This is a genomic window from Aeromonas sp. 55A (assembly GCF_051919665.1).
GTDB classification, from domain to species: domain Bacteria; phylum Pseudomonadota; class Gammaproteobacteria; order Enterobacterales; family Aeromonadaceae; genus Aeromonas; species Aeromonas veronii.
Map to the genome: position 1 here is coordinate 3,020,822 of NZ_JBQBEH010000008.1, position 24,707 is coordinate 3,045,528.

The 24,707-nt window shown below is 58.5% G+C and carries 17 protein-coding genes; 10 read left to right on the forward strand and 7 right to left on the reverse strand.

Annotated elements, in window-relative coordinates; genetic code table 11:
• Positions 1–58: 58 nt before the first annotated feature.
• Positions 59–982, forward strand: a complete 924-nt coding sequence (rluB, locus tag ACTG2G_RS18085) for a 23S rRNA pseudouridine(2605) synthase RluB (protein WP_005347347.1) — start codon at positions 59–61, stop codon at positions 980–982.
• 218 nt (positions 983–1,200) lie between these two features.
• The gene (gene tesB, locus ACTG2G_RS18090; RefSeq protein WP_005338122.1) at positions 1,201–2,067 is read left to right on the forward strand and encodes an acyl-CoA thioesterase II; all 867 of its coding nucleotides are present in this window, start codon (positions 1,201–1,203) and stop codon (positions 2,065–2,067) included.
• Positions 2,068–2,145: 78 nt separating this feature from the next.
• Here tesB and aceK read toward each other — a convergent pair whose 3' ends face one another.
• On the reverse strand, positions 2,146–3,873 hold the full coding sequence (gene aceK / locus ACTG2G_RS18095; RefSeq protein ID WP_335841484.1) for a bifunctional isocitrate dehydrogenase kinase/phosphatase: 1,728 nt from the start codon (positions 3,871–3,873) through the stop codon (positions 2,146–2,148).
• Positions 3,874–4,079: 206 nt separating this feature from the next.
• Here aceK and ACTG2G_RS18100 point away from each other — a divergent pair, with 206 nt between their 5' ends.
• From ACTG2G_RS18100 to thrC, 4 genes are all read left to right on the forward strand, one after another.
• Positions 4,080–4,784, forward strand: a complete 705-nt coding sequence (locus tag ACTG2G_RS18100; protein WP_421386081.1) for a tRNA/rRNA methyltransferase — start codon at positions 4,080–4,082, stop codon at positions 4,782–4,784.
• Positions 4,785–5,047: 263 nt separating this feature from the next.
• Positions 5,048–7,540, forward strand: coding sequence for a bifunctional aspartate kinase/homoserine dehydrogenase I (gene thrA, locus ACTG2G_RS18105; RefSeq protein WP_421386082.1), 2,493 nt, complete (start codon positions 5,048–5,050; stop codon positions 7,538–7,540).
• Positions 7,541–7,542: 2 nt separating this feature from the next.
• Entirely contained in the window at positions 7,543–8,538 is a 996-nt protein-coding gene (gene thrB / locus ACTG2G_RS18110) for a homoserine kinase (RefSeq protein ID WP_421386083.1), read from the forward strand.
• Positions 8,535–9,809 (forward strand): threonine synthase, encoded by a 1,275-nt coding sequence (thrC, locus tag ACTG2G_RS18115; RefSeq protein ID WP_421386084.1) that lies wholly within the window; start codon positions 8,535–8,537, stop codon positions 9,807–9,809. Before thrB ends, thrC begins: the two co-directional genes overlap by 4 nt.
• Before the next feature lie 145 nt (positions 9,810–9,954).
• On the opposite strand, the gene ACTG2G_RS18120 is transcribed toward thrC, so the two are convergent.
• Positions 9,955–11,544, reverse strand: coding sequence for an SIR2 family protein (locus ACTG2G_RS18120; RefSeq protein ID WP_439985714.1), 1,590 nt, complete (start codon positions 11,542–11,544; stop codon positions 9,955–9,957).
• Between the two features lie 438 nt (positions 11,545–11,982).
• The gene (locus tag ACTG2G_RS18125) at positions 11,983–12,498 is read right to left on the reverse strand and encodes an REP-associated tyrosine transposase (protein WP_429205130.1); all 516 of its coding nucleotides are present in this window, start codon (positions 12,496–12,498) and stop codon (positions 11,983–11,985) included.
• A gap of 600 nt (positions 12,499–13,098) precedes the next feature.
• Between ACTG2G_RS18125 and ACTG2G_RS18130 the strand changes: the two genes are divergently transcribed.
• A complete protein-coding gene (locus ACTG2G_RS18130; protein WP_421386087.1) occupies positions 13,099–13,476 on the forward strand; it encodes a hypothetical protein in 378 nt (125 codons plus the stop codon).
• A gap of 372 nt (positions 13,477–13,848) precedes the next feature.
• On the opposite strand, the gene ACTG2G_RS18135 is transcribed toward ACTG2G_RS18130, so the two are convergent.
• From ACTG2G_RS18135 to ACTG2G_RS18145, 3 genes are all read right to left on the reverse strand, one after another.
• Complete coding sequence (locus ACTG2G_RS18135; protein ID WP_421386088.1) at positions 13,849–14,373, reverse strand: protein disulfide oxidoreductase; 525 nt, start codon at positions 14,371–14,373, stop codon at positions 13,849–13,851.
• 142 nt (positions 14,374–14,515) lie between these two features.
• Positions 14,516–16,558, reverse strand: coding sequence for a protein-disulfide reductase DsbD family protein (locus tag ACTG2G_RS18140; RefSeq protein WP_421386089.1), 2,043 nt, complete (start codon positions 16,556–16,558; stop codon positions 14,516–14,518).
• 50 nt (positions 16,559–16,608) lie between these two features.
• Positions 16,609–16,989, reverse strand: coding sequence for a hypothetical protein (locus ACTG2G_RS18145; RefSeq protein WP_421386090.1), 381 nt, complete (start codon positions 16,987–16,989; stop codon positions 16,609–16,611).
• Positions 16,990–17,604: 615 nt separating this feature from the next.
• On the opposite strand from ACTG2G_RS18145, the gene ACTG2G_RS18150 reads away from it, so the two are divergent.
• On the forward strand, positions 17,605–21,480 hold the full coding sequence (locus tag ACTG2G_RS18150) for a DEAD/DEAH box helicase (RefSeq protein WP_274160315.1): 3,876 nt from the start codon (positions 17,605–17,607) through the stop codon (positions 21,478–21,480).
• 141 nt (positions 21,481–21,621) lie between these two features.
• On the opposite strand, the gene ACTG2G_RS18155 is transcribed toward ACTG2G_RS18150, so the two are convergent.
• Positions 21,622–22,515, reverse strand: coding sequence for a DNA replication terminus site-binding protein (locus tag ACTG2G_RS18155; protein ID WP_274160314.1), 894 nt, complete (start codon positions 22,513–22,515; stop codon positions 21,622–21,624).
• 522 nt (positions 22,516–23,037) lie between these two features.
• Here ACTG2G_RS18155 and ACTG2G_RS18160 point away from each other — a divergent pair.
• Both ACTG2G_RS18160 and astE read left to right on the forward strand, forming a co-directional pair.
• Positions 23,038–23,247, forward strand: a complete 210-nt coding sequence (locus tag ACTG2G_RS18160; RefSeq protein WP_005337823.1) for a DUF1127 domain-containing protein — start codon at positions 23,038–23,040, stop codon at positions 23,245–23,247.
• Between the two features lie 284 nt (positions 23,248–23,531).
• Positions 23,532–24,557 (forward strand): succinylglutamate desuccinylase, encoded by a 1,026-nt coding sequence (gene astE, locus ACTG2G_RS18165; RefSeq protein WP_439985715.1) that lies wholly within the window; start codon positions 23,532–23,534, stop codon positions 24,555–24,557.
• Positions 24,558–24,707: the final 150 nt, after the last annotated feature.

Consider the following 24,707-nt stretch of genomic DNA (forward strand, 5'->3'; position numbering starts at 1 on the left):
CAGTTAACCCCGTTGCCCCTATTACCTGTGGGCAGCGATCAACAATCAGGTAACCCCGATGAGTGAAAAACTGCAAAAAGTGTTGGCCCGCGCGGGTCACGGCTCCCGTCGTGAGATGGAGGCCCTGATCACCGCAGGTCGGGTCAGTGTGGATGGCAAGGTCGCCACACTGGGGGATCGCGTCGAAGTGAACGCCGTGATCCGGGTGGATGGTCACCAGGTCAAGACCCGTGCCGCAGAGGAAGTGATCTGCCGCGTACTGGCTTACCACAAGCCGGAAGGGGAGATGTGTACCCGTCACGATCCGGAAGGTCGTCCCACCGTGTTTGATCGTCTGCCCAAGATGGAAGGTGCCCGCTGGATCGCGGTCGGCCGCCTCGACGTCAACACCTCCGGTCTGCTGCTGTTCACCACCGATGGTGAGCTGGCCAACCGCCTGATGCACCCGAGCCACGAAGTAGAGCGGGAATACGCGGTCCGTGTCTTTGGCGAAATCACCGAAGCCATGCTGCAGCGTCTGCGCAAGGGCGTGCAGCTGGAAGATGGCACCGCCAAGTTCAACAAGATCAAACCGGCTGGCGGTGAGGGTCTGAACCAGTGGTTCAACGTCACCCTGACCGAAGGACGCAACCGTGAAGTGCGCCGCCTGTGGGAATCCCAGGAAGTGCAGGTGAGCCGCCTGATGCGGATCCGCTACGGAGACGTCAAGCTGGACCGCGGCATCCCGCGCGGCGGCTGGCAAGAGCTGAAACTGCCGGAAGTGAACTACCTGCGCGGTCTGGTCAACCTGCCGCCGGAGACCGAATCCAAGGTCGATCTGCAGCAGGATGGCAAAACCAGCCGTCACAAGCAGGCCGCCCAGATCCGTCGCGCCGTACAGCGTCACAAAGAGATGCAGGGCAAAGAGCCCCGTGCCCGCGCCACCACCGCCCGTCGCAAGCCGCAAGCCTCTACCCGCAACTCCGGTACCGGCAGCAAGTAAGCCGACAACCCGTTGCGAACTGCGCGCCGTTCAAGTGCGCAGTCGGCCAAGCAAAGGCCCGCACCAACTGGTGCGGGCCTTTTTGTATCAACCCCCCTGGCTGGTAAAAGGGGGGTTGAGGGGCATTTCTGTCTTCTGCTTGCCCGCAGACGCGCCGCTGCGGTTGCTCTGCTCCGGTGAGCTTGTTAGCCTGTGCGGCTCTGATAGAGGAGTGAACAATGAGCAAGGTACTTGATGAGCTGCTGGCGTTGCTGGCGCTGGAAAAAATCGAGGAGGGCCTGTTTCGGGGCCAGAGCCAGGATCTCGGTCTGCGGGCCGTGTTTGGCGGACAGGTAATGGGGCAGGCCTTGTCAGCTGCCAAGCAGACGGTCGAGACCGGCCGTCAGGTTCACAGTTTTCACTCCTACTTCCTGCGTCCGGGGGATGTGACCCGTCCCATCGTCTATGACGTGGAGAATATCCGTGACGGCCAGACCGTCTCCACCCGCCGGGTCAAGGCGATTCAGGGCGGCAAGCCCATCTTCTATCTCAACGCCTCGTTTCAGGTGCCGGCCGATGGCTTCGAGCATCAGGCGCAGATGCCCACCGGCATCACCCCGCCGGAGGAGCTCAAGAGCGAGCTGGAGCTGGTGCGCCCCTACGAGAACCTGATCCCGGCCTCCCTGCGGGACAAGATCCTCTGTGAGCAGCCCATCGAGATGCGCCCTGTGACCCTGGTCGACCCTATTCGGCCGACGGTGCAGGATCCGGTGCGCCACGTCTGGTTCAAGGCCAACGGTCAGATGCCGGACGATCTGCGGGTGCACAAATACCTGCTGGCCTACGCCTCCGACTTCAACTTCCTGCTCACCTCGCTGCAGCCCCACGGGGTGTCCTACTGGGAGCCGGACATGCAGGTGGCCACCATCGACCACTCCATGTGGTTCCACCGGGATTTCCGCTTCGACGACTGGCTGCTCTACGTGGTAGACAGCCCGAGCGCCAGCAGCGGCCGCGGTCTGGTGCGCGGTCAGTTCTTTACCCGCGATGGAGTGCTGGTGGCGAGCACCATGCAGGAGGGGGTGATCCGCCGTCGCGGCAGTTAAGGCGCAAAGCGGATAGCAAAACGGGGTGGCTTGGGCCACCCCGTTTTCGTTGCTGCGATGTGCGTGGGCGCTGCGGGATCAGCCGCCGCGCTGGTACTTGAAGCGCTTCTTGCGCCGGTAGGGATAGACATCCTCGAACACCCCCACCTTGATGTTGCTCTGCAGCATCTTCCAGTAGTTGGCGTCGAACATCTCCTTGTGCAGCTGCAGCATGATCTCCCGCACCTGCGGCTTTTGCAGCAGGAAGGTGGCGAACTCCTCGGGGAAGATGTCGTTGGGGGCCACCGAGTACCAGGGCTCGGCACTCCACTCATCCTCGGGGTAGCGCGGCGGCGGGATCTGGCGGAAGTTGCACTCCGTCATGTAGCAGATCTCGTCGTAGTCGTAGAAAACCACCCGGCCGTGACGGGTGACGCCAAAATTCTTGAACAGCATGTCCCCCGGGAAGATGTTGGCCGCCGCCAGCTGCTTGATGGCGTTGCCGTACTCCTCCAGTGCGAGCCGGGTCTGCTGCTCGTCCGCCTTGTCCAGATAGAGGTTGAGGGGGATCATCTTGCGCTCGGTGTAGAGGTGCTTGATCACCAGCTTGTCGTCGCTGATGGTGAGCGCCGACGGCGCTACCACCTTGAGCTCGGCAAGGAGTTCGGGCGAGATGCGATCCAGCGGAAACTCGAAGTTGGTGAACTCCTGGGTATCGGCCATGCGGCCAACCCGGTCGTGCTGTTTTACCAGCCGGTATTTCGCCTTCACCTGCTCGTGACTCACATCCTTGGGCGGCGTGAACTCGTCTTTTATCACCTTGAACACCACATCGTAGGAGGGGAGGGTGAACACGCTCATCACCATCCCCTTGATGCCGGGGGCGATGATGAACTGATCCCGACTCTGTGCCAGATGGTGGCGGTAGTGGCGATAGAGCTCGGTCTTGCCATGTTTTTGGCAGCCGATGGCGTTGTAGATCTCGTAATCGGGCTTGTGGGGCATGATCTGGCGCAGGAAGGCGACAAACAGTGCCGGTTCGCGGGCATAAACCATAAAGTAGGCACGGGCGAAGCCAAAGACTATGGAGGCGAGATCCGGCTCGAAGATGACGGTATCCACATAGATGCTGTGGCCGGTGCTGAGCAGTGGCAGGATAAAGGGGAAGACCTGATCCCGGGCCCGGATCAGCCCCACCAGATAGGCCCCTTTGTTGCGGTAGAACACCTCTTTCAATAGCTCGATGGCAAACGGCTCGTCATGGAGTATTTGTGGGCCGTTCTCCGCAAGATGGCGGTGGATGTCGACAATATCCCGCTGCTTGTCCTCGTAGGGGAGGGTGAAGCTGTAATCCCCCAAAAGCTGGCTCAAGGTCTGCGGCAGGTGGGCGAGATCGGTGCGATAGATCCGCAGCAGGGCGCTCAGGTCCGGTTTTTCGCCACGGCTGACAAAGGGGTGGATATAGAGGTTCTCGTCGCGGATATTGCGATGGCGAAAGATCCGGCGATAGACGGAGTTGAAGAAGGACTCCGCCACCTCGAAGTTGTCACAACGGGGCAGCAGATCGCTGAAGGCGCTTTTGACCCGCTTGAGCAGCTCCTGAGTGGCGTGGTGCTCCCCCATCATCTGGCGGATGGAGCTGGCGGTGGCCCCCACATGGTGGTCATAGAGGCGAATACGCTCGCGCCCGGCGAGCTGCACTCCCAGCCAGTCACTGTTCTCGAAGCGGCTCTTGCTGCCCTGGGTTATCTCGAGAAACCGGCTGTAAAACGACTCGAAGCGTTGCAAGATAGTCTCGGCGACGGCCTGTTCCAATGGCTGCTGCATCTCTCTCTTCCTTGTGATCTGTCGGGCCGATAGCGCGAAGGATTGGGTGTAATTTGTTCACACGTCAGGCCACTATCGCAACATTCAAACGTCTGTTCAAGTGGCAATTTTCGGGGATAAACGGTAGATTGCGCCCCTGTTTTGGTGATGGTTTAGCGACTGTTTGCTGTCTGTTTGAGAGGCCGTTTGGCCTGCGAGGAAACCCGATGAAGCTCTATTTTGTCCTGGTGGAACCTGCCCGACCTGCGAACGTGGGGGCGGCTGCCCGCGCCATGAAAACCATGGGATTCGATGCCATGCGACTGGTGGCTAGCCGGGTACACGAAGAGGAGGAGGCGAGCTGGGTGGCCCACGGCGCCCAGGAGATCCTGACTCAGGCCGAGGCGTTCGAGACTTTGCCCGAGGCGCTGGCCGACATGGATCTGGTGATCGCCACCACCGCCCGTGAACGCGGTCGCTACCAGCACTACCTCACGCCGGGGGAGATCCGCGAGCAAATCCGCAGCAAGCCTTCACTCAACAAGGTGGCCATCGTCTTTGGCTGCGAGGAGTCGGGGCTCTCCAACGAGCAGCTGGCCGAGGTCGATCTCATCAGCTATCTGCCCCTCAAGGTGAGCTACCCCTCCCTCAATCTGGGGCAGGCGATCATGCTCTACGCCTACGAGATGAGTCAGCTGATGGATGAGCTGAACGCCGACGGCGCCGCTGCGGTAGCAGAAAATTTTGATAATGCCGGGCAGGTTCGGGTGCTTAAAAGCAAAACAGCAGAATTGCTGGGTGAACTCGGAGTTTCGCAGGATGAAAAACTGCATCAATGGGTGATGGACCGGGTTCCCATGCTGCCGCAGCGGGATTTGAACATGCTCCACCTGCTCTGCAAAGACCTTGCGCGCCGCTTTGGGCGTGAGTAGCGAAGAGGTTTAAGTTGACAGCCCATCGCCCGCCGCGGTATTGCTAAAAGCCAGCTTCGTCAACGAGTGTTCGTCATGCAGTTATTCACCAACGTCATCACCACCACCATTATTACCGGTACCACCACAGGTGGCACTGGGGCCGGTTGATGCGCTGACGAACAAGCACAGAAATCAAAAAAGGCCCGTACCCACCCAGTACGGGCCTTTTTGTTGGATTGGTTTTTAGATTGAATTTCATAGATTTACAGGGAGAGAAAGCGATGAGAGTGTTGAAATTTGGCGGGTCTTCACTGGCCGATGCAGAACGTTTTTTACGGGTGGCCGATATCGCGGTCAACACCCACGGCCAATCTCAGGTAGCCCTGGTGCTCTCTGCTCCTGCCAAGGTGACCAATCATCTGGTGGCGCTGGTGGAGCAGACCAGCCGCGGCATGGATGCCAGTTCCACCCTGTTTGAAGTCAACGGTATCTTCTCCCGACTGCTGGCCGGGTTGAAGGCGGCCTATCCGGCGCTCGATGACAAGGCGCTGCTGGCCCGTCTCACCAGCGAACTGGATCAGGTGGAGCGCCTGATGCAGGGCATCCGTCTGCTGGGCCTCTGCCCGGACAACGTGCAGGCGCGCATTCTGAGCCGTGGCGAGAACCTCTCCATCGCCTTTATGCACGAGCTGCTGCGGGTGCGCGGTCTGGATCTGGAGCTGATCGTGCCGGAAGAGCTGCTGGTCACCGACGGCGGTTATCTGGAAGCCCACGTCGATATCGAAGCCTCCCGCCTGCGCTTTGCCGCCAAGGGGCTGCGCTCGGTTGTAGAGGGGCAGGGCCCCTCTGGTAAAGAGTCATGTCTCTATCTGATGCCGGGCTTTACCGGTGGCAGCGACAAGGGCGAGACCGTGCTGCTGGGTCGCAACGGCTCCGACTACTCCGCCGCCGTGCTGGCTGCCTGCGTCGATGCCGAGTGCTGCGAGATCTGGACTGACGTCGAGGGTTGCTACAGCTGCGACCCCCGTCTGGTGCCGGATGCCTACCTGCTGAAAACCCTCTCCTACAAGGAGGCGATGGAGCTCTCCTACTTCGGCGCCAAGGTGCTGCACCCGAAAACCATCGCGCCGGTGGCCCAGTTCCATATTCCCTGCCTCATCAAGAACAGTTTCAACCCGCAAGGGCCGGGCACCCTGATCGGCCCCGAGAGCGGCGACGATGACCTGAAAGTGAAGGCCATCTCGGATCTCTCCGGCATGTGCATGTTCAACGTCTCCGGCCCCGGCATGAAGGGGATGGTCGGCATGGCCGGTCGCATCTTCTCCGCCGTCTCCCGCGCCGGGGTCAGTATCGTGCTGATCACCCAGTCATCTTCCGAGTACAGCGTCAGCTTCTGTATCCACAGCTACGACCAGGATAAGACTCGCAAGGTGCTGGAGCGCGAGTTCGAGCTCGAATTCAAAAACCAGCTGCTGGAGCCGCTGGATATCATCAGCGATCTGGCGATCATCTCCCTCATCGGTGACGGCATGCGCACCAGCAAGGGGATGGCGGCCCGCTTCTTCACCTCGCTGGCGCAAGCCTCCATCAATATCGTCGCCATTGCGCAGGGGTCGAGCGAGCGCTCCATCTCGGCGGTGGTGCGGGATCGCAAGGTGGCGGAAGCCATCAAGGCGTGCCACCAGAACTTCTTTGGCAGCCAGCAGTTTATCGATCTCTTTGTGGTCGGGGTCGGCGGCGTCGGTGCCGCGCTGGTGGATCAGATTGCCCGCCAGCAACCGGTACTGGCCGAGCAGGGCACCGGCCTGCGGGTAGTGGGCATCGCCAACAGCCGTCAGATGGCGGTCAACAAGGATGGCCTAAACCTCGCCAACTGGCGCGAACAGCTGGCGGAAGCCCGCGACAGCTTCTCGCTGGAAGGGGTGAAAAAGCTGGTGGAAGATAGCCACATCATCAACCCGGTGATCGTTGACTGCACCTCCTCCGAGGCAGTAGCCGTCCAGTATGCCGACTTCCTCGCCGCCGGTTTCCACGTGGTGACTCCGAACAAGAAGGCCAACACCGGCTCGCTCGATTACTACAAGGCGCTGCGTCGCACTGCCCGCCAGACTCGCCGCAAGTTCCTCTACGAGACCAACGTGGGCGCCGGTCTGCCGGTTATCGAGAACCTGCAGAACCTTATCAAGGCCGGTGACAAGCTGCGTGCCTTCGACGGCATCCTCTCCGGTTCACTCTCCTTTATCTTCGGCAAGCTGGATGAGGGGATGGCCTTCTCTGAAGCCACCAAGATCGCTCGCAGCAACGGCTTTACCGAGCCGGATCCCCGCGACGATCTCAACGGCATGGATGTGGCGCGCAAGCTGCTCATTCTGGCCCGCGAGGCGGGCATGGCGCTGGAGCTCTCCGATGTGGAAGTCGAGCAGGCACTGCCGCCCGGATTTGATGTGAGCGGCGACGTGGAAGCCTTTATGGCCCGCCTGCCGGAGGCTGACGGCTGGTTCCGCGACCAGTTCGCTGCCGCCCAGCGTGAAGGCAAGGTGCTGCGCTATGTGGGCTCCATCGAGGGTGGCAAGTGCAAGGTCGCCATCAAGGCGGTCGGTGGCGATGAGCCGCTGTTCAAGGTCAAAGACGGGGAGAACGCGCTCGCCTTCTTCTCTACCTACTACCAGCCAATCCCGCTGGTGCTGCGTGGCTATGGCGCCGGTACCGAAGTGACTGCGGCGGGCGTCTTTGCCGACGTGCTGCGCACCCAGAACTGGAAGCAGGAGCTATAAGCATGAGTTCAGACATGTACCCCTCTTATATGACGGAAGGCGGCAGTGTCGTTGCCTACGCCCCCGCCTCCAGCGCCAACCTGAGCGTGGGATTCGATGTACTGGGGGCGGCGCTCGCCCCCGTGGATGGCTCTCTGCTCGGCGATCGGGTGCAGGTAAAAGCGGCTGACGTGCCTTTTGTGCTGTCCTCTGTGGGCCGTTACGCCCACAAGCTGCCGGACGATCCGAAAAAGAATATCCTCTACGACTGCTGGGTGGCCTATGGCGAGGCGCTGGAGAAGCGCGGCCTTGGCCTCAAGCCGCTCGAAATGGTGCTGGAGAAGAACTTGCCGGTGGGCTCGGGTCTGGGTTCCAGCGCCTGCAGCGTGGTGGCGGCCCTTGAAGGGCTCAACGCCTTTCACGGCGCGCCGCTCAACGAGCACGACATGCTGCTGCTGATGGGGGAGATGGAAGGCAAGATCTCCGGCTCCGTTCACTACGACAACGTGGCGCCCTGTTATCTCGGCGGCATGCAGCTGGTGCTGGAAGAGCACGGCGTTATCAGTCAGGGTATTCCGGTGTTCGATCAGTGGTACTGGGTGGTCTGCTACCCGGGTACCGTGGTTTCGACCGCTGCCGCCCGCGCCATTCTGCCGGCCCAATATCGCCGTCAGGATTGCCTCACCTATGGCCGCCGCCTGGCTGCCTTTGTCCACGCCAGCTACACCGCGCAGGAGGGGCTGGCGGCGAGCGTATTGAAAGACGTGATTGCCGAGCCCTACCGCGCGGCGCTGATCGAAGGCTTTGCCGAGGTGCGGGCGCAGGCGGCCCAGAACGGAGCGCTGGCCACCGGCATCTCCGGCTCCGGTCCCACCGTATTTGTGGTGATGAAGGATCTGGCGCAGGCCGAGCGGATGAAAGATTGGATGGAAGCACATTTCGTGCAGAACGAAGATGGATTTGCCCGGGTCTGCAAACTGGACATGGCCGGGGCACGGGTAACAGGAAGCGAGCTATGAATCTCTACAACATCAAGGACAACAGCGAACAGGTGAGCTTCGCGCAGGCGGTGCGTCAGGGGCTGGGTCGCGAACAGGGGCTCTTCTTCCCCGAACAACTCGAACCGCTCGCCGATGTGGATGCCCTGCTCGATCTGCCGCTGGCCGAACGCTCTGCCCGCATCCTGAGCCACCTGCTGGGGGACGAAGTGCCCGCCGCCAAGGTGAGCGAGCTTGTCAACGCCGCCTTCACCTTCCCTGCGCCGCTGGTCAAATTGAAAGATGGCACCTATGCACTTGAGCTGTTCCACGGCCCGACCCTGGCGTTCAAGGACTTCGGCGGCCGCTTTATGGCCCAGTGCCTCGCGGCCTTTAGAACCAACGACAAAATCACCATCCTCACCGCCACCTCCGGCGACACCGGTGCCGCCGTGGCCCACGCCTTCTACGGGCTGGAGGGGATCGAGGTGGTGATCCTCTATCCCAAGGGCAAGATAAGCCCCTTGCAGGAGAAGCTCTTCTGTACCCTCGGCGGCAATATCCGCACCATCGCCATCGATGGCGACTTCGATGCCTGTCAGGCGCTTGTAAAACAGGCCTTTGACGACGAGGCGCTGAAAAAGGCCATTGGCCTCAACTCCGCCAACTCCATCAATATCAGCCGCCTGCTGGCGCAGGTTTGCTACTACTTCGAAGCGGTGGCCCAGTTGCCCAAAGCCGACCGTGCCAAGGCGGTGATCAGCGTGCCGTCCGGCAACTTTGGCAACCTCACCGCAGGCTTGATTGCCAAGGCGCTGGGGCTGCCGGTGAAGCGCTTTATCGCCGCCACCAACGCCAACGATACCGTGCCGCGCTACCTGAAAACCGGCCAGTGGGATCCGCACCAGACAGTGGCAACCCTGTCAAACGCCATGGATGTGAGCCGCCCCAACAACTGGCCACGAGTAGAAGAGCTCTGCCGTCGCAAAGGCTGGGCGCTGGAGACTCTGGGCTCCGGTATGCGTGACGACGCCCAGACTCGTGATGCCCTGAAACGGCTGCATCAGCTGGATTACCTCTGCGAACCCCACGGCGCCATTGCCTGGGATCTGCTGGGTGAACAGCTGGCCGAGGACGAAGTTGGGGTGTTCCTCTGCACCGCCCATCCCGCCAAGTTCAAGGAGTCGGTGGACGAGATCCTCAATCTCGATGTGCCGCTACCTGGCCCGCTCGCCAAACATGCCGAGCTGCCGCTGCTCTCCGTTAATTTGCCAGCGGAGTTTGCTCGCTTAAGGGCATTTTTGGTGGATTAAGCCGCCGAGCTGAGATAACCGATAGAAATAAAAATCCCCCAGTAATGGGGGATTTTTATTTTCTGGATTGGGAAAGGTGGCTAAATTATGAGTCATCCGAGTAATGACTGACTCAGAAGGGGGGGTAAAAGTTCCTTAAATGAGTTTATTGAAAACGATTGCTGTTTTTTACAAAATCAAAGATACACACCAACTTACAAAAATTACTTGATATACTCGGCATCAATAAAGCATCATCAAAATGCTTTTTAAGGATTTTCAATAAATCATTAATATCGCGTTTTATTAAACCGAAATCCATAAATGGAACCATTCTTAGGAATACGCCAAAATCATCATCGCTGTTGTACAACTCATTTATTCCAATTTTTATTTCAGAATATTTCTCAGCTCTTTTGCTATCACCGCCACTAGATCTAAATGAGCTCTCATCGATATGGAATCTGGCTTTAACTCCATTCGAAAAACTATAATCCTCTATACATGTCCCATCTGTATTTAATAAGCCAGCATTATTTAAAAAATGAAAGATTGGTATTCTTGCATTACCTTTACAGTGCTTAGGCAGAACATCATTGGCAACTTGCTTCCAGTCATAATTACCATTTTCAAATACAACCTCTCGCATAAGATCAAATCGTTCTAGTCCAACTAATCCTTTTGCCGCCATTGATTCTGATTTTTTAACCATCGAAATAGCACCATAACCGACAACAAATTCTGTTTGTGCCTTTGCATCTGCTATTGATTCTGCATCTCGAACGTATAGCTTTCCTTTAGGATCATCCGTTAATACAAGCTCATAAAGCTCATCTTTTATTGTTCTAAACAAGTGGGCTGGAATTCTTTTCTTGGTTTCACTCAACACTTCAAATATTTCTTTGTAAGATGAAGTCCTTACATACTTCACTGGTATTTGTTTATGAATAACTGAATCACTAATACTCGCTTCTTCTGTATCAGGCTTCCACTCAACAAATAATAGTTTATTTTGTAAAAACTCTAAACTTTGCACTGGAAAGCAACTTACTATATCTTCAAGAATTTCTGCTATATGTGGATCAGTCAAAGAATAACCTAAAAATACAACTGGTCTTTCAATAAACATCGTTAGAAGTTTTGATGATAAATAAGGATTATTTTTACGATATTTATCGTAATCTGAAGATGTTAGAACTAAGCTGTTTGGACTTGAGCAACATCCGTGAATTTTATATATTTCAGCGATGCCGTGACTACGACCAGTAATTAACCCATCCTGACCAATAAAAGGCGTAAATCTTGGGTATTGTTGTTCCAAGAACATATCCCAATTAGTTGTAATAATACCATCTATGTTAGCCCGTGCTAATAATGAAATTTCTTCTTTTAGTGACTCATCACTGGTGACATTGTTATGGGAATTACCAATGAATACTGAAATTGATACTTTTAGTGGGGATTGCTCATCTGTAAATAATTCCTCATGTTCTTTAATTAGCTTTTCAGCCTCATCTGTACCCCACCATTTTTCTGAATAGGTTTTAGCAAGCATCTGAGCATACAGGGGCCAATCCTGGCTAGATTTTGCCCGAAGTTGAATATGATTCTCACCAATTTTTTCAGAAAAAATTTTAAGTAAATCTTCCCAACAGCATAATCCTAGATAACGTTTGGAAACCCCCGACCCAACAAATAATATCGGGGATGCATCAAATTGCTTAAAATGATTTTCCAGATCTTTCTTAAAACTCATTTTTGTATCCTTTTTACATTTACCTTATTAGTAGTATTTTTATTCGATTTGAATACAATTCGGTAAATTAGTATCTGTCGAAAATCTGGTACACCAACCTTTCTGAGCACTGGTCGAGGACACGCATGTTGGGCTAAATATCGTAGGTTGGTGCTGAACGAAGTGAAGCCCAACGTTTACCGTGAAAGCTAAAATTTATTTGGTTGTTGATTTTGGTATGATTAAAATTTATCTTGCTTTGGAAGTAATATCTCTCATTTGTTGGGCTTCGCTACGCTCAGCACCAACCTACACGAACTGAAGCCCAACGTTTACCGAGAAAGCTAAATTCGGTTTTTGATTTTATATGGTCAAAATTCATCTTGTTTGGAAAGTCATATATCCCGTTTGTTGGGCTTCGCTACGCTCAGCGCCAACCTACAAAACATTCCAAGCCGATTATTCCCGACCCGAGTCACTATCAATGGCCCAATCTGGCGTTATCCATCCTACGGCGATATGGCGATGAATTGACGAGTAAGGCCAATCGACAGGTTTGGCACAATAACCATGTTTGACCGGATTGAAATGGATGTAATCGACATGGGCTTGCAGATCTTTGTCATCCCGGATCAGATGCTCCCAATAACGGCGTTGCCAGATACCGCGTTCCCGTTTTCTGAGTCGGCTCTCCCGTATCCGCTCTGTTTTGGCGAGATTTCGTGAAAGGCCAGCCTTGATCAGAGACCAGCGCATGGGATAGTCACTGTCATCCGGTGGTAGTTGCCAGATGGCATGGAGATGATCCTGCATCACCACCATGGCAATGATCTCGAAGGGGTGTTGTTGTTTGACGTTGCGGATCACTTCACGCAGAAGGTCGATATGACGTACCAGTAGATCCTGCTTGCGATCAGCCAGGTTGACGGTGAAGAACCAACATGCCCCGCTGGTTGTTGCTCGGCGATAGCGCATGGTTCTCCTTTCCGGTGTAGGGGGTGAAATATCCGGTCTGTTCGGTTACACGAAATGGGAACCAACTAATCGAAGGCATACGTGTTGGGCTTCGCTGCGCTCAGCGCCAACCTACGCAATGCATAAATCACTGTGCAAAACCCACGCTACCGCCCGTGGATTACAGCTTCCAATATGCTCCATTAACCAGCGAGGGTAGCAACCCATCACTGATGAATAGGCACCGGATGGCTATGTTAAGCCAATCGAATCTGGCCACACCAGTCAAAAAATGACGTAAGTGTCAGTAATGACTGATTTTTTGCGCTGGCTCAATAAAAGGGTGTGGGCGGAGGCAGGATTCCCATGACCCTTGATTCTATTGGGGTTGGCGGGAAAGTAGGGGGCAGGCTTGCTGTTGGAGAAGGCTTTACGGGGACAATCCCGCTCAGCCAATCGGCGCTATAGTGCGGGCGATGGTTGCCCTGTGCTCCCTCTCCCAAACTGGCGAGGCGGGGGATCTGCGGCAACAATCAGCTGTTGCCATCACAGCCATTTGCAACACATCGTCATGCAAATATGACCGTGCAAACACATCACCAGATAGAGAGGAGATCACCCATGAAGCGTACCATCCTGTTCGGCCTGCTCTGCGGCAGCGTGCTGCTGGCCAATCCGGTCTTTGCCAACGACACAGCCCAGTTGCATTGCGAGGCGCAGGCCGCGGCCAAAAAGCTTAATGGCGCCGCCAAGACCAGCTTTGTCGGCAAGTGTGTGAAAGATGCCGCTGGCGCTGCGACCGGCGAGTGCGAGAAGGCGGCGGCCGACAAGAAGCTGGCCGGTGCGGCCAAGAACAGCTTTATCCAGAAGTGCGTGAAGACGGGCGCGGCAGTGGATCCGGCGGCCAAGTGCGAGAAGGCGGCGGCCGACAAGAAGCTGGCTGGCGCGGCCAAGAACAGCTTTATCCAGAAGTGCGTGAAGGATAGCGCCGCCAAGTAAGGCATTTTCTCATCCGGTGTGTTTGCGGGGGCCATCAGGCCCCCGTGCTTTTTATGCGTAGTGAACGCCGTGAAGCCCAAGCGTTGTCGGGAACATTAAATTCGGTTGCTGATCTTCTATGACCGGGCTCCCTATCTGGTTTTGGACATATTATCTCCCGCTTGCTGGGCTTTGCCTTGTTCAGCGTCAACCCATGAATGGTATCCATCACGGTTCACCGCCCACGCGATCGCCGATGGATTACCACTTCCGATTTGAGCCATTAACCCGCGAGGGGGCCACCCATCACTGATAAATAGGCATCGGATGGCTGGCGATAAGCCCCTCTTCAGCGGGAAGAGGGGCCGCAATAGTGCTCCCTGGCGGGCCGAGTTAGCCGAGGCTGGCCCAGGCCAACCGCAGTTTCAGTCCCGGGCCCGAGCTCCAGCCAGTGGTGGAGCTCACCACTTTACCCTGCTTGATGATGAGGAAGCTGGGGGTGACGCTCACCTGCCAGCGGGCGGCAAGGTCGCCATGCTCATCATTGTGGGTCGGGAAGGTCAGCCCCTTCCTGGCCATCCCCTGCTGCAACCTGGCTTGGTCGCCGGAGCGCAGCGCCACTGTCAGCACGTTTTCGCCGTCTCGCCATAGCTGCTCCACTGTCGGTGTGGTAACACGGCAGACTGCGCACCAGCTGGCCCAGTAATAGATCAGCAGTGGTCTGTCCCGACTCATTGTCTGCAGGTCGGCCAGAGTGCCATCTTGCAGCAGCAGTTGAGGCAGCGGGCTTTCCTCTGGCAGCGCCGGACTGCGCCAGAGGTCCAGCGCTGTCGAGATAATCACCGCCAACAGCAGCAGCCAGAGGGCCTCCTTGCTCCAGCGGCGCAGACGGAGGATCCGGGATGATGCTGCTGTCATGACTCCCCCTTGATGACCAGTGCGTTTTTGACGTTGCCCCCGCGCGCTATATGAGGGAGATCAGCCGATTGCCGATAATTTCCCCCTTGCGCTGCGGGTATGCCCCGCTCTCCCGGCAGGGTCTGTATGAGCAGGATATATCTCATCTTGTTTCTCCTTGAACAGGGGCGTTCGCAGCGTGCTCCAGAGTGGCCAGCAGAGTTGCACGATCCAGCAGGGGAGAGAGGATCTCGCCACCCGGTAGCCCGGGGCCATAGATTTGGGTGAAAGGAATGGCCACACTGCCGCGTTGGCGCAAGAAGCCGGCGATGCTGTCGGAGGGGCGGCTCCAATCCCCGCGCAAGGCCACCACATCGGGGGCACTCAGGGCTCGTTGCACATCATCGCGCAGCAGCACGTTGAATTTGTTGGCTTTGCAGGTGATGCACCAGTCGGCGGTCACATCGACGAAGACCCGCTTGTGTTGTGCCAGGGCGTCCTGGATGGCCTGCTCCGAGAGAGGCTGCCAGTTGACGTTATCCTGTGGTGGTTTGCCCTCCATGGTGAAGGCGCCGCCGAGCAGCAGGGCTGCGGCCAGCAAGCAGCCCAGCGCCAGCCCCAGGGTTACACCGCGAATACCGTGGCGCCATACGACAGCCAGCAGCAGGGCCACCGATATCAGCACCATCAGGATCACCACCCTGTTATGGCCGATATGGTTGCCAAGCAGGCTGAGCAGCCAGAGGCTGGAGCCCAGCATCATCAGGCCGAGCAGGATTCGCAGGCGCCCCATCCAGCGTCCCGGTTTTGGCAGCCAAAGCGCGAGACGGGGCAGGGCGGCGATGAGCAGCCATGGCAGGCTCATGCCAATCCCCAGTGCGGTAAAGACAAGCCAGAGTTGACCGGATGGTGCCCCGAGCGCAAAGGCGACTGCGGTGCCAAGGAAAGGGGCGGAGCAGGGGGTTGCCAGCAGAGTGGCAAAGCAGCCCTGCAGAAAGTGACCGGCCATGCCGTTGCCACCCGCGGTTGCCAGGCGGGTGTTGACATTGCTGGATAACCTGATCTCGAACAGCCCCAGCAGGTTGGCACAGAACAGCAAGGTCACCACGACCATGAAGCCGATAAACCAGACGCTCTGGAACTGGATACCCCAGCCGACGGCCCCCTGGGTGGCGCGCAGCAGGGTGCTCATCAGTGCCAGCGTCCAAAAGGAGACCAGGATACCTGCGCTTGCCGCCAGGAACTGCAAGCGAACCGGGCGACGCTCACGGGTCTCCAGTTGCAGTACTGATCCCAGCTTGAGGGCCAGCACCGGCAACACACAGGGCATCAGGTTGAGAATAAGCCCACCAAGCAGTGCAGCTCCCAGGATCCAGCGCAGCGAGTGGCCACCAGCGGGTAGTGGCAGGGGATCACCTATGGTGACCTGGCTCTGCCAGGCTTCATCACCATTGACCAGTACCACGCCCAGTTGCTGATGACGGATATCCGGTGCATCCCCTTGCCAGCCATCGCTGACCGGAATGCGGGCAATCAGGGTATTGCCCTGCACCTCCAGGCTGGGCTCGCCAAACTCGACCCCCTCCAGCTGCTGGATGAAAATCTGCGGAGCCCGCCACCCCTCTTGCTGCTTAGCGCTCAGCTGTAGCCGGTTTTGCTGGTAGCCAGCCTGGAGGTTGACGCTCTTGGGCATGGCTTGTGGCAGCTTGCTCATCGCCTGTGCATAGGCAAGATCGAACCCGTCCGGTGCCGTACCATCCAGAGCAAGGGCAAAAGGGTAGTCGGTCAGGATGCAGACGTTGCTGCAGGTTGAAAGGCGTAACGTGCCGGTCAGCGCCTTGCGGTTGCCATGGCCAAGGCTGATGGGAAAGGTAACGGCCTGCTGATACCCCTGGGTCGACATGCCGCTGACCGCGAATCGCTCTGGCACTGGCCAGTGCCATTGTTGAGTGAGTTGGGGATCATCCCAGAGAATTTCAGGGGCAATTCCCCCTTCACCCGGGTTTTGCCAATAGGTTTTCCAGCCGGACTCGAGTGCCAGACTGAGCAGCACCCGGGGCTGTGCCGGATCCCGGCTATCTGCTTGCAGCCGGATTTGTGCGTGATCGTTGCGGGGGCTGGTGAGCCAGCCGGTATCGCTGGCCAATCCGATGGATTGCCACAGCAGGCTGCCCAGCAAGAGGGCAGTCTTGAAGATGTTTGACATGGTGTTGTCTCTTGAAAATGAAAGTCAGGGTTGTTTAAGCCGCGACTGACTCATTCTCGCCAGACACAAAGGGTGAGATGAAGCCGCCGTTCTGGCGGGGAGATATTTCTGGGTGGGGGGAGGGGGGGCGAGCAACGGGGCAGTGGTGCCAGCAAGGCGATCAGGAATGCGATGGCAAAGAAGAGCTGTTCGGCGCATTGCAGGCTGGCGGCACTGAGCCACTTGCCGTTGAGCTGGCAACTGCCGGGTTGCGGCGTTGCGGCGCGGCCATCCTCATCGACATCGATGGCGGAGGATGGGGCGGTCAGCATATGGCAGCCAGCGGCTATCTCCAGCTGAGCCAGCCTGGTCAGCGGCTGGAGTGCACAATTGAGCAGCAGAATGGAGACCAGCAGCAGGAGTCTTGTCGCCACGCGTTGTCGCAAAATCATGTTGCTCCTGCCCTCTTGGAATGGGGCACATCCTATCGATCAATGACAGCCCGGGCAAGCCGGTCGGATGAAGCCCCGTTTCTTGCAACCGGTGAGTCGCCACGTTTGCCCTCGTAGCTGGCCGAGTACCGAGCGTGCTGGCCAGATCAGTCTGCCAATGCTCCGGACAAGGGGGGAGTCGTTCAGCTGCCAATCGCCGATAATGCCCCGCGCATTCCGGCGGTCAGGGCCAACAGCCCCCTCGAGCCCTGAATGGAAATGGGTATATGGGATCCATGCCGCGACGAGGAAGGCCGGGTTGGAGATGGTTCATTTGGTGCAAGATCATCTCTTTAGGTCGTCAAAAATTGAAACCGTTTTCAGAAATCCTTTTCAACTGTGATCCGCTTCAAAGCTTTTTCGGGCGCCAACCTCTAGCATTGGCTCCACGAATTAGGGGCTAGCGCTCCCGATTTTCCCGCTGTGGGAGGTAACCGGATGATCCGGCTATTTCCTTCGTTACTTTCGACGGTCATCATGGATGGCCGTTTTTTTTTGAGTTATTTCACGGTAAAGGGTCGAGCCGCTGGCGCTTTACCGTTAAAATTCCGCTTTTGCACTTGCCCGTGAGTCTTGATGTCTGCGTCCACCCTCTCTTCGGATAGTTATGCCCTGCTCGCCACCCTGCAATTGCAGCGTGTTGCCAGTACCCGTTTGCTGCAAGAACAACTGGCGATAGGCCATGCCCTGATCGATAAACTGACCCGATTGCAGGATGCGGGGCTGGTCAGGTTGCGCGGGGAGCAGCAGTGGAGCCTGACCGCCGAAGGGACGCTGGCGCTGATCCTGGGGGTGCGTGCCGGTCTCTGCCCGGCGCCGGACTGGAGCCGGGTGCCCTCATTGACCGGGCAGGATCTCACCCATGCGGTGGTGCGCGAGCTCTGTCGCGGCAAAGCGGGGGAGATCCCCACCTATTTCTCGGCCAGCGATCTGCTGACCCTGCTCGATACCCCGGACGCTCACCAGTTGTTGGCGGGCTCCAGCCCCGCCTGGCAGCAAATGTTGCTGGAGCACTTCTCGCTGCAACTCTTGCTCGATGCCCCCTATGAAGAGCGCTGGCCGCTGGCCAATGCGCTGGTGCGCTGTGCCCCCGAGGTGCAGGCACGGGCCAAAGCGTTCGAGGCGGAGTGGCGCTGGCTCTGCGGGGATGGCGAGAGCACATCGCCAACCGGCGAGGACAAGGATGCCGCCCCCGGCTGGCCGGCCCTGCAGGCGCTGGCCCAACAGAGCCAGAGCGGCCCGCTTGGCGAGCGACTGCTCACCGCACTGGGCCAGTGGCAGGCAACCGATGAGGGTGAGGCGGGCCAGTGGCCCCGTTCATTCAGCGCCCTGCTCTGGCTTGGCTGGTTGCAGCAGGCCGATCCCGTTATCGCCAGCGAACAGCGCAAGAAGTGGCAGCGCAGCCTGACTGGCCAGTTCCCCCTGCTTGCCGACCTGCTCAGCCAGTGGGCGGGCGATCGCCACGGTCAGGCGGTCGGCCTGTTCGATACCCTGCAACTGCCGGTGGAGGAGCTCCACTGGGGCTATCTCTGGCTCGATCTCTGTGCGCTGGCCCGTCACGGAGCCCAGAGCCCGCAGGTGGCCATGTTGCACAAGTGGGATCTCTCCCATCTGCTCGATGCCGAACCCCATCATCGCCTGATGGCCTTTTGTCAGGATCTGCTGCGCATCTTGTTGGGCGAGGCGGCCAAAGGGGCGCCCCTGTGCCAACTGCGCGGCAGTGAGGAGTGCGCGCAAGAGGGCAGTGACGAGCAGGATGATGACGGGGACGAGGACAAAACCGCGGCCTCTGCCAGCTGGCTCAACTGGTTGCAGGGGCTGGGACGCTCCAGTGGCGTGCGCAAGCCGCAAGAGCGGTTGGTGTGGCTGCTCCATGCCGACGGCCCCGAGCTGGAGTGCAAGATCCAGAAACTGAGCACCAAGGGGGAGTGGACCGCCGGTCGCCGAGTCGATCCGGCCCTGCTCTCTACCCAGTATGCCGCCATGCTCGATGAGCACGACTGGGCACTGGTCCGCACCCTGCCACGGGTGATGGGACGACTGCCGCGGGATGTCTGGGCGCCGCTGGCCGATCACCCCCGTTTGTTCAACGCCAAGGGGCAAAAGCTGCAACTGGCCATCAGCGCCCCCCTGCTGCAGGTGGTGGCCACCGAACAGGGGATGAGCGCGCAGCTCTGCCCCGATGCGGCCGCCCGCGGGGCCCATATCATGCCGCTGGCGCAGGATCTGTGGCAGCTGATCCTCACTCCGCAGCCGCTGCTCGACCGCTTGCCTGCGCTCGAATCTATCCCGCTGCTGCCCGCCGAGGGGCTGGCCGAGCTGCAACGCACCTTGGACGCCATTCCCGAGCTGCCTTGGCACAGTCAGGTTGCGGGGCTTAGCGGCAACGCCGAACTGGCTCCCTGGCCGGGCATTCCTTCGGTGCAACTGGATTGGCAGGATGGTCAGCTGTCGGTCAAGCTGGTGACCCGCTTTGAGGATCTGCCGCCCCAGCCCCTTGGCAAGGGGGAGGCGATCGTGCGGCAGGGGATCAAGGCGTACCACTACTGGCAGCGGGATCTCGCGGCCGAGAAGGGGCAGGCCCAGTTGCTGCGCAATCAATTGCCCATCGGCCTGCCCGGCAGCGAGTGGCTGCTGCAGGGGGAACAGGCGCTGGCGCTGGTCAATGCCCTGCCAGAGCTGGTGGACGCCGGTGTGGTCATTCACTGGCATCAGGACAGCGCTCGCCTCAAGAGCCTCGATGAAGCGGCTCTGAGCCTGCGCATCGAGCGGCGGCAGGACTGGTTCCAGGTCGAAGGGGCGCTGGCCCTCGATGAGCACCAGATCCTCGACCTGCGCCTTATTCTGCGCCAGATGACCCCGGGCCAGCGTACCGTTCAGCTCGACGAGAAGACCAGCCTGATGCTGAGCGACAAGCTGGTGGAGCGGCTCACCATGCTGGGGGCCATGCTCGATGAAGAGCAGCGCATCAACAACAAGCTGGCCTATCCCCTGACCCGTCTGCTCTCGGTCATTACCACCGAAGGGGATGCGGCGTGGCAATCCCTGCAGCAGGAGTGGCAGCAGGAGGTCGATTGCCCGGACGAGTTGCTTACCTCCCTGCGAGACTATCAGAAAGAGGGGGTGCGCTGGATGGCGACCCTGGCCCATCACGGTTTTGGTGCCTGTCTGGCCGATGACATGGGTCTGGGCAAGACGCTGCAGGCGCTTATCGTGCTGCGGATGCGCCAGCACCTTGGCCCTGCGCTGGTAGTAGTACCCAAGTCAGTGGTCACCAACTGGCAGGAGGAGGTGACCCGTTTCGCCCCCGAGCTTGATGTGGTGGTGTTCGAGAACCCGGCCGAGCGGGAGGGGATGATTCGCGAGGCCAAGGCCGGTCAGGTGATCCTCATCAACTACGGCATGCTCGGCAGCCTGGCGGAGGCGCTCAAGTCCCGCCGCTGGTCTTCCATGGTGCTTGATGAGGCCCAGCAGATCAAAAACGCCGGCACCCAGCGCGCCAAGCTGCTGTTCCAGCTCGACGGCGATTTTCGCCTCGCCCTCTCCGGCACCCCCATCGAAAACCATCTGGGGGAGCTGTGGAGTCTCTTCACTTTTATCAACCCGGGGCTGCTCGGCAGCCTTGGCGAGTTCAAGCGTCGCTTTGGCAAGGCGGTCAAGGATCCCCAGCACATGGCGCTGCTGCGGGCGGTGATCAGCCCCTTCATCCTGCGCCGTCTCAAGCAGCAGGTGCTGACCGAGCTGCCGGACAAGACCGAGATCATCCACCACATCAGCCTCTCCCCCGAAGAGCGCCAGCTCTACGAGGCGACCCGGCGGGAAGTGGTGCAGCAGGTGCAAAGCGCCGATGGCCGCGCCCTGATGCATGTACTGAGTGGCCTGACCCGACTGCGCCGCCTATGCTGCTCGCCGGAGCTGGTGATGCCCGAGTGGTCGCAAACCAGCAGCAAGCTGGACGAGGCGATGGCCCTGCTGGAGGAGGCTATTGACGGTGGTCATCGGGTGCTGGTGTTCAGCCAGTTCGTCGACCTGCTGAGCCTGTTGCGGGCCCGCATCGAGCAGAAATCCTGGGATTACTGCTATCTGGATGGCGGCTGCTCCGCCAAGTCCCGTCAGGACTCCATCCTGCGTTTTCGTCATGAGGAGGTGCCGCTGTTCCTCATCAGCCTCAAGGCGGGGGGGACCGGCCTCAACCTCACCCAGGCCGATACCGTGCTGCACCTCGATCCCTGGTGGAACCCGGCGGTGGAAGATCAGGCGAGCGATCGGGCTCACCGGATGGGCCAGACCCAGCCGGTGACCGTGTACCGGCTGGTGTGCGAGCAGACGGTGGAGGAGAAGATTGTCGCCCTGCACGATGAGAAGCGGGCGCTGGCCGATGGGTTGCTGAGCGGCCAGTCCGAGGTGCGCGGGCTGGATGTGGAGAGCCTGCGGGCCCTGCTGATGGGCTGATTGGCGACGCCGCCTTACATACCGTCTATCGATACAGAAAAGGGGAGAACATCCAGAGATGTTCTCCCCTTTCTTATTTGGGGTGCTGATGCGGGATACTTCGTTTATCGCGGCAAGGCGGCCCAGCTATTTCTGATCCAGTCACCCCTGATAGAGATAGAGGTGCAGCCGCTCGATGATGGGCTCGCCGCCAATCTTGCGATCTCGCCGCGCTTGCCGGCTCTTGGGGGGATAGTTGCCCAGATGGGTGACCGCGGGCGGGGTATCCGAGCAGAGCAGTAGTGGCAGGCTCGCCTTGATCTGCTGCTTGCGCGGGGTGCGCTCCAGCCAGAGCAGGTTGATCATCGGGTGAGTCTTGACCGGGCGGCGGATCCGCAGCTCGGCATCGGCGGGCAGACGGCGAATGTCGTACACCTCCTGATCCACCATCTTGCTCCACTCCTCGTTGTTGGAGAGGGCCGGTATATAGCGGCGGCTGCGCTCCAGCATCTCAAGCACCTGCTCGCGACTGAGGCGATTGATGGTCTGCTTGTCAGCCCAGGTAAAGCCGAGGGATTGCAGCTCACCTGTCAACAGGGTCAGCTTGCGGTAGACCTGCAGGGTGATCACGCCGGGCAGGGCAGTATGTACCAGCTCGAACTTCTCGTCCCGTCCCCCCGCCTGCTGCACCAGCGCCTTGAAATCGAGTTTGTGCTGGTTGATTTGGTCGATCAGCGGTTGCAGCAAGGGGGCTGCGGCGGCAGGAAAGCGCAACCAGCCGGGCAGCCGATGAGTTGCCTTGGTGGAGCAGCCGGGGCGGGCGCTGTGGTCCCGATAGGCGGCGAGGGTGGCCGCCAGCGCGGCTTCACCGTTGAGATAGCCCACCTCAATTTGCTCGATCGGGTCGTGCTCTTCCCCCTGTGCAACCGGGGGGAGAGGATAGACATGGGCCTCCTGCAGATCGAGTTGGCCAAGCAGATCGGCCAGCTGCTTGAGAGAGGCTTCAATGGCGGCCATCTGTTGACGCAGGGCGGCGGTCGGGGTAAAGGTGTCCATCGATGATCCTGTGGTTTCATCCGCCTCTGACGGCATAAACGATGGCGTCAGGGCAGGGGAGTAAACTACTGTATAAATAACCATACCAGTATGCCGATTGCGCGCCAAGAGGGGCGTTTTCGGGTCTTCATCGAGGGAGCGCGCGGGAGGAAAAGTAAGTTTTTTTTATGTTTCATTGTGTTAATTTAAGATCGCAAAGAGATCGCAGAATTAACAATCGAATGTAATGACAGGGTTGCCACCCATGGCACGTCCATTGGCGAGTGCATAGGCAATGCGGTAAATTGCATATGTAAGGTGGTGCCATGCAGCACAATATGCTGCGGGCCGTTGATGGTCGAATAGTGACTTAATTATTCTTTATAAATCAAAGCATTAAAATTTTACCAGTCAGCTTTTTACTATTAGTTTTCCTAATGTAACGTATCAAAATTCGTCAATTGAGTCGGCCCTGCTCCCTGACTAAGCTTTGCGCATCAAATAAAGCCCAGTGCGTAAACAAATATTCAGAGGAGCCACATCATGGCCAACATGACTTATACCGAAACCGGTTACCAGCATTCCAGCCAATTGAATCTGGTTGCTCGCGTTAAAATGACCGTTCTGACCTGGCTAGAGCGCAGCCGCAGCCGTCGCCAGCTCTCCGAGCTGCCCGAGTACCTGCTCAAAGACATCGGCCTGAACGAAGCTGACCGTTATCAAGAGACCACCAAGCCGTTCTGGCGTGGTTGATCAGCCGGGCATGGATGCCTTGTTTTTCTGCTGAGTCGTTTGCTGTTCTGCCCCTGTGGCGCCCGGCCGCCATGTCTGTCATTGTCTGTTTTATCTCCCCCCCGCTTTACGTTGATCCTTTTTCCTATCCTCTTTATTCCATATCGCTACCGTCATTGCTGTGATCGTTCGATTGTTATCACACTTGTATCGTTAATGTTTGAATTTGTTTAAAAAACGATTTTAAGCCGCGATGCCTTGCGTATAATCCGGCCATAGTATTCCAGAGCGAGAGGGTGAGACGGATGATTCCCCAGCACGATTTTTTGGCCATGACCCGCAGCCATGAGTGGCAGCTCGATCCCTTTGAATTTGCCCTGCCCGATGGTGCGTGGGTCAGCGTCTGGGATACGGGCGTGCTCTGTCTGGAGCCTGCCAGTGGCGCGGGCGGCCAGCCGGGAGGACGCAAGGATATCGTCCTCTCCTGCGGTATTCACGGCAACGAGACCGCTCCCATCGAGATCTGCAACCAGCTGCTGAGTCGTCTGCTCTCAGGCGAGCTGAGCGCCCGCCATCGGGTGCTGTTCCTGTTTGGCAATCCGGCGGCGATGAATCTGGGGCTGCGGGAGGTGGAGGAGAACATGAACCGACTCTTCTCCGGAGCACACAGCAAGGGAGAGGGGCTCTGCAATCGGGAGCGGATCCGCGCCATGCGCCTTGAGCAGTATGTGAGCCGCTTCTTTGCCAATCCTGCTCGTCCCCGTTACCACTACGATCTGCACACCGCCATTCGCGGTTCGCGCCACGAGAAGTTCGCCGTCTACCCCTTCCCCCACGAGCGGCCCCACTGCCGCGAGCAGGTGCAGTTCCTCGGCGCCTGCGGGGTGCGTACCATTCTGCTCTCCGCCAGCCCGACCACGACCTTCAGCTACTACAGCTCCCGCCAGCATGGTGCCCACGCCTTTACGGTGGAGTTGGGCAAGGTGCGCCCGTTTGGCGAGAACGATATGACCCGCTTTATCGAAACCCGGCAGGCACTGCAGGAGCTGGTCACTCAGGATGAAGTGGCACTGAAGCCGTGGCGGGCGGACGATTTCACCCTGTTTGCCATCGATCGGGTGATCACCAAAAAATCGGAGCAGTTTCGCTTTCTATTCGCCAGCGATGTGGACAACTTCACCGAATTTCCGCAAGGGTTCGTGTTGGCCGAGGATGGTGAGCTGCGCTACACGGTCGAGAAGCCGCGTGAGGCGGTGGTCTTCCCCAATGCCAACGTGGCGATCGGTCAGCGCACCGTGCTGATGGTGGTGCCGACAAGGCTCTGGGAATAGCGGTGATAGTTTTGCCTGCAGAGCGGTGATGCATCCGCAGGTGGCGCCAAGCCATTGTTTTAGTCGGCGGCTCAGACACAGCGGTTAGCCGCAGTAATAAAAAACGGGGCCAGTCAGATGACTAGCCCCGTTTTTTATCGGGTTCAAGCG

Bases quoted from the DNA above. Each gene is read 5' to 3' on its own strand.
- rluB (WP_005347347.1), top strand. From the start codon at position 59: ATGAGTGAAAAACTGCAAAAAGTGTTGGCCCGCGCGGGTCACGGCTCC.
- tesB (WP_005338122.1), top strand. From the start codon at position 1,201: ATGAGCAAGGTACTTGATGAGCTGCTGGCGTTGCTGGCGCTGGAAAAA.
- aceK (WP_335841484.1), bottom strand. From the start codon at position 3,873: ATGCAGCAGCCATTGGAACAGGCCGTCGCCGAGACTATCTTGCAACGC.
- ACTG2G_RS18100 (WP_421386081.1), top strand. From the start codon at position 4,080: ATGAAGCTCTATTTTGTCCTGGTGGAACCTGCCCGACCTGCGAACGTG.
- thrA (WP_421386082.1), top strand. From the start codon at position 5,048: ATGAGAGTGTTGAAATTTGGCGGGTCTTCACTGGCCGATGCAGAACGT.
- thrB (WP_421386083.1), top strand. From the start codon at position 7,543: ATGAGTTCAGACATGTACCCCTCTTATATGACGGAAGGCGGCAGTGTC.
- thrC (WP_421386084.1), top strand. From the start codon at position 8,535: ATGAATCTCTACAACATCAAGGACAACAGCGAACAGGTGAGCTTCGCG.
- ACTG2G_RS18120 (WP_439985714.1), bottom strand. From the start codon at position 11,544: ATGAGTTTTAAGAAAGATCTGGAAAATCATTTTAAGCAATTTGATGCA.
- ACTG2G_RS18125 (WP_429205130.1), bottom strand. From the start codon at position 12,498: ATGCGCTATCGCCGAGCAACAACCAGCGGGGCATGTTGGTTCTTCACC.
- ACTG2G_RS18130 (WP_421386087.1), top strand. From the start codon at position 13,099: ATGAAGCGTACCATCCTGTTCGGCCTGCTCTGCGGCAGCGTGCTGCTG.
- ACTG2G_RS18135 (WP_421386088.1), bottom strand. From the start codon at position 14,373: ATGACAGCAGCATCATCCCGGATCCTCCGTCTGCGCCGCTGGAGCAAG.
- ACTG2G_RS18140 (WP_421386089.1), bottom strand. From the start codon at position 16,558: ATGTCAAACATCTTCAAGACTGCCCTCTTGCTGGGCAGCCTGCTGTGG.
- ACTG2G_RS18145 (WP_421386090.1), bottom strand. From the start codon at position 16,989: ATGATTTTGCGACAACGCGTGGCGACAAGACTCCTGCTGCTGGTCTCC.
- ACTG2G_RS18150 (WP_274160315.1), top strand. From the start codon at position 17,605: ATGTCTGCGTCCACCCTCTCTTCGGATAGTTATGCCCTGCTCGCCACC.
- ACTG2G_RS18155 (WP_274160314.1), bottom strand. From the start codon at position 22,515: ATGGACACCTTTACCCCGACCGCCGCCCTGCGTCAACAGATGGCCGCC.
- ACTG2G_RS18160 (WP_005337823.1), top strand. From the start codon at position 23,038: ATGGCCAACATGACTTATACCGAAACCGGTTACCAGCATTCCAGCCAA.
- astE (WP_439985715.1), top strand. From the start codon at position 23,532: ATGATTCCCCAGCACGATTTTTTGGCCATGACCCGCAGCCATGAGTGG.